The sequence below is a fragment of the Nitrosomonas nitrosa genome, from assembly GCF_003051105.1.
Taxonomy (GTDB): domain Bacteria; phylum Pseudomonadota; class Gammaproteobacteria; order Burkholderiales; family Nitrosomonadaceae; genus Nitrosomonas; species Nitrosomonas nitrosa.
On sequence record NZ_QAOO01000058.1, the window covers coordinates 1 to 4,889 of the forward strand.

Genomic DNA, 4,889 nt, shown 5'->3' on the forward strand with positions numbered 1-4,889 from the left:
TATCGGAGGGTCGATTCCTCCATCATTTATAAAGCTTAAGCCCAACTTCACGCAAATAGCTTTGCGCTTGTTGCGCGTCTGCAGCGCACTTGCGGCGTTCCAGATTCACTTTCGTGCAGCAGGCCTTCTTCCATCACTCCGGCTTTGAGGAAACGCCGTATCACCCGCAACAGCACAGGATCGGCGATTCGTTGAGCGAGAAACTCCATCAGCCAGCCATGATCCACATGGTCAAAGAAGCTTTTGATGTCCGCTTCTACCAGCCATTGAGTTTGTGATATGGTCTAATAGACCCGGACACTCCAGTTAAGAGAAAATATCTTGATTGGAGGAAAAAATGGAACCGAGGAAACACTATACAAAGGAATTCAAACTGGATGCAATCAGCTTGGTACTGGATCAGGGATTAACGATAGCGGAGGCGGCCAGAAGCTTGGGAATCAGAGCTAACATGCTTGGGCGATGGGTCAGGGAGAATCAGGCAGATACTAATGGTCAGGCATTCCGCGGTAATGGGAAACTGACACCGGAGCAGGAAGAAGTACGGCGACTCAGGATCGAAATCAAACAATTAAAGCTTGAGCGGCAAATATTAAAGGAGGCGGCGGTCTTTTTCGCGAAAGAAACGAAGTGAAGTATTCGTTCATCACCCAAAAGAAAAAGACCTACCCAGTCGGCCTGATGTGCCGGCTATTGGGTGTCAGTCGTAGTGCTTACTATGACTATGAACAACGCCGCTGCGATTGTCCGGATGATCTACACCACAGGCAACTACTTGATGCTGTGCAGAATATTGCAAAATCATGCGATTACACCTATGGCAGTCGCAGGATGAAACGAGCGCTAAATGCCTTGGGCTATCGGGTTAGTCGCTGGAAGGCGAGAAGACTAATGCAAGAAGCCGGGATACAAGTGAAACACCGGAAGAAGTACAAGGTGACGACGGACAGCAATCACCCGTTGCCAGTGTTTGAGAACCAATTGAATCGGCAATTTACGGTTGCCAGACCGGATCAAGCCTATGTTTGCGACATTACCTGGATTTGGACTCAGGAAGGCTGGCTGTATCTGGCGGTTGTCATCGATTTGTTCTCCAGAAAGGTGGTGGGTTGGAGTATGAGCTCACGGATGAAAGCGACACTGGTTTGTGATGCATTGCGAATGGCGATCTGGCTACGCTAGCCACCGCCTGGCTTGATCGTGCATTCGGATCGCGGGTCGCAGTATGCCAGCAAAGCATACCGTAGTGTCCGGTTTTACTTGACCACGTCACCTTGCCCTTTCTACTCCACGCCGTGTCTGCTATTGCCTGCTGGTGTACAGAAACCATCGGCCACTTCCAATGCGGTCATTCCGGGACTTCAACCTTCACGGTCGGCTTTATCCGTTACCATTGCGCCTCGCCTGCTTTCTTGCCTACGCATCAAACAGCCCATTGCTGGATTGTCTGCAAGGCTAGATACTTGGCCTGTGGCTAGCAGTTACCAAGGCGGGATTCACACCCGCTAGATTGTGCGACATTGCCAAGCCGCAACCTGTACCTCACCCTTTCTGTGTGTGACCCTTTCTGGGTGATCAATCATGAACTGAGATAACAACTAATTTCAAGCATTAACGCAGATATAGCTTAAAAAATAAACGGCAGTAACTATCTTAAATTAGATAGCTACTGGCCGTAGTGTTGAAAAATTGTTTTGTGGGATTCGATCAGACTCTAACCCCAAACTTCATAAGAGGGGAAATAGGCTGCCCCTCTACTTAATACGCAATTAACCTTCTACAGTTGTAACGTTATCCCAGGTGGGAGATTGGCCAATCAGCGTAATCGATACATCATCTCCAAAGTTGACAATGAAGTTATCAGATTCAACTGCAATGTTTGTAATATGGCTGGCTATTTCTTCACGTGATAAATTATACCCAGTGAAATCAAGCATATCTTCCATTGCATTAAAGTTGTTAATTGTCCAGTGACCCAGATCATGGAAAACAAAATTTTCTGATCCTTCTTCACCCTGGATAGTTTCACCTGGATTGATGTCAATATTTTGACCTGAATCGGCTGTCACTGGATCGCTCACGTCTGGATCGGAGGTACCTGGATCGGCTGTAACCGGTTCATCCCCATCTGGATCGGTGCTACTTGGATCGGCTGTAACCGGATCATCCACATCTGGATCGGTGGTGCTTGGGTCGGCTGTCACTGGATCATCCGTGTTTGAATCGGCTGTATCTGGATCACCTACAATGACATCATCCCAGCCGATCTGGTCAGGTTGTACATCTGTCAGTGTAAGCGTCGTATTATTGCCAAAGTTGACGATGAAATTATCAGCTTCTACATGGATGTTTGTGATTAAATTAGCCAATTCGTCCTGTGATGATATGCCGAGGCTATTATCAAATATCAGCACATCTCCTTGCTGTGGGTTAAAGCCGTCAATACGTATATCCCTGGCCCATTCACTGACAACGTGACCTATTCCATTTGACCTGTCTCCAACATGATTGTCAGTTGTTCCTGGATCGGCTGTGACTGGATCATCCCCATCTGGATCAGTGGTACCTGGATCAGCTGTGACTGGATCATCCACGTCTGGATCGGTGGTACCTGGATCGGCTGTAACTGGGTCATCCCCATCTGGATCGGTAGTGCCTGGATCAGCTGTCACTGGATCATCCGTGTTTGAATCGGCTGTAACTGGATCACCTACAATGATATTATCCCAACTGATCTGGTCAGGTTGTACACCTGTCAGTGTGAGTGTTACATCATTACCAAAGTTGACGATGAAATTATCAGCTTCAACATGGATGTTTGTGATTAAATTAGCTAATTCGTCCTGTGATGATATACCGAGGCTATTATCAAATATCAGCACATCCCCTTGCTGTGGGTTAAAGCCGTCAATACGTATATCCCTGGCCCATTCACGAACAACGTGACCTATTCCATTTGACCTGCCTCCACCATGATTGTCAGTTGTTCCTGGATCGGCTGTAACTGGGTCATCCCCATCTGGATCGGTAGCGCCTGGATCAGCTGAAATTGGATCACTCACGTCTGGATCGGTGGTACCTGGATCGGCTGTAACTGAGTCACCTCCATCTGGATCGGTAGTACCTGGATCAGCTGAAATTGGATCACTCACGCCTGGATCGGTGGTACCTGGATCGGCTGTAACTGGGTCATCCCCATCTGGATCGGTAGCGCCTGGATCAGCTGAAATTGGATCACTCACGTCTGGATCGGTGGTACCTGGATCGGCTGTAACTGAGTCACCTCCATCTGGATCGGTAGTACCTGGATCAGCTGAAATTGGATCACTCACGTCTGGATCGGTGGTACCTGGATCGGCTGTAACTGGGTCATCCCCATCTGGATCGGTAGCGCCTGGATCGGCTGAAATTGGATCACTCACATCTGAATCGGTGGTACCTGGATCAGCTGTAACTGGATCATCCGTGTTTGAATCGGCTGTATCTGGATCACCTACAATGACATTATCCCAACTGATCTGGTCAGGCTGTACACCTGTCAGTGTGAGTGTTACCTCATTGCCAAAGTTGACGATGAAATTATCAGCTTCTACATGGATATTTGTAATTAAATTAGCTAATTCGTCCTGTGATGATATGCCGAGGCTATTATCAAATATCAGCACATCCCCTTGCTGTGGGTTAAAGCCGTCAATATGTATATCCTTGGCCAATTCACGTACAACATAACCTATTCCATTTGAACCACTTCCATCATGACTAACTGTGCTTGGATGTACATTGATGTAGTCTTTGTTTGTATTCATCATTATCTCCATTTATTAAACAAATATGTTGAAAATATATATTTTAAATATATGTCATATAAAATAATTGCAGTAGTTTAAATCTATCGTAACCTCCTTTGCTGTGTATTGAGGTCACAATTTATATGAGGCAGGATTCATGCCATAAAAAAATTATGATTATTAATCAATTAATTAAGGTATTTATCCTGGTAAGGGATCATTAAATTAAATTTATTATGTCGCAAATTGACGATAGATTTTTGCACTTATTTTGTATGTAATTGTTTTTTATAAATATTGTTCTGTCGCTAGTTAGAAACTTATTATGATGATCTCAGTCCGCTTACTGTATATAACTACTTTTGATAGGGTCAGGTGTTCGCAGTGATCGCAATGTGGTTGGCGGTAAAAATACCTTTGAGATGCTCAGTTTTAGGGTGTATAAAGTTACATAAAATTTAGAAATGAAACGGAGAATACATACATAACCATTGGGAGATGTCTGCTTATAATTTTAAATTGATATTTGATGTCTGAGAGTGGCCTGGAGCGCAGCGATTACCAAGTTGTACTCGCTACATCGTTCCAACCCCCTACGCTGATTGCGATATTTTTTCTAGTTACTTACTCACGGCCCCATGAAACTGATCCATCCGCTGATTGAGTTAACTGTCGTATGCATAACATTCTTGATTTGGTAAACGCTAGCGAATGTTCTGCATTCCGGCAGAGAGATTGATGGGGCGATGGCAAGTTTTTAAGCTATGTGTCTCAGATCAGTAGATGGCAGCATCATCGCTAAAGAAGATAGCAACTTTTGACAGAATAGATTGCAAAGTCGGTTCGTTTGTCTTCCCGTCAGTCGCTATTAAACTTGAAATCCTCAGTTGTGCCAGAGTGGTTGCAAACTACTAACACTGTTATCTGGTCTTTGTTTATGCCTCGTCAGAAAAATTCGTGGGTAGTTTTAAACACAGGTAGTTCGCCAAGGGCATGATACAGAGCGATTTCAGTAGCATGAAAGGTTCGAAAGCCATAGGCTTTTCTCGTAATCAGTTTTGCTTTGGTATTGAAACCCTCGACAATTCCGCTGGAAAACTG

Annotated in this window: 4 protein-coding genes and 1 pseudogene; 2 read left to right on the plus strand and 3 right to left on the minus strand. The window is 45.1% G+C overall.

What is annotated here, in order from left to right; translation table 11 throughout:
• Nucleotides 1-47: 47 nt before the first annotated feature.
• A complete protein-coding gene (locus C8R30_RS15345; protein WP_177182387.1) occupies nucleotides 48-209 on the minus strand; it encodes a hypothetical protein in 162 nt (53 codons plus the stop codon).
• A gap of 128 nt (nucleotides 210-337) precedes the next feature.
• Between C8R30_RS15345 and C8R30_RS15350 the strand changes: the two are divergent.
• Nucleotides 338-1,251, plus strand: a pseudogene (locus tag C8R30_RS15350) (IS3 family transposase); the annotation flags it as partial.
• A 518-nt stretch (nucleotides 1,252-1,769) separates the two neighbouring features.
• Here the strand turns inward: C8R30_RS15350 and C8R30_RS15355 are convergent.
• Nucleotides 1,770-3,809, minus strand: coding sequence for a prolipoprotein diacylglyceryl transferase (locus C8R30_RS15355; RefSeq protein ID WP_146162709.1), 2,040 nt, complete (start codon nucleotides 3,807-3,809; stop codon nucleotides 1,770-1,772).
• A 508-nt stretch (nucleotides 3,810-4,317) separates the two neighbouring features.
• Between C8R30_RS15355 and C8R30_RS16525 the strand changes: the two genes are divergently transcribed.
• Nucleotides 4,318-4,452, plus strand: a complete 135-nt coding sequence (locus tag C8R30_RS16525; protein WP_258192081.1) for a hypothetical protein — start codon at nucleotides 4,318-4,320, stop codon at nucleotides 4,450-4,452.
• Nucleotides 4,453-4,733: 281 nt separating this feature from the next.
• Here C8R30_RS16525 and C8R30_RS15360 read toward each other — a convergent pair whose 3' ends face one another.
• The gene (locus tag C8R30_RS15360) at nucleotides 4,734-4,874 is read right to left on the minus strand and encodes a transposase (RefSeq protein ID WP_420812422.1); all 141 of its coding nucleotides are present in this window, start codon (nucleotides 4,872-4,874) and stop codon (nucleotides 4,734-4,736) included.
• Nucleotides 4,875-4,889: the final 15 nt, after the last annotated feature.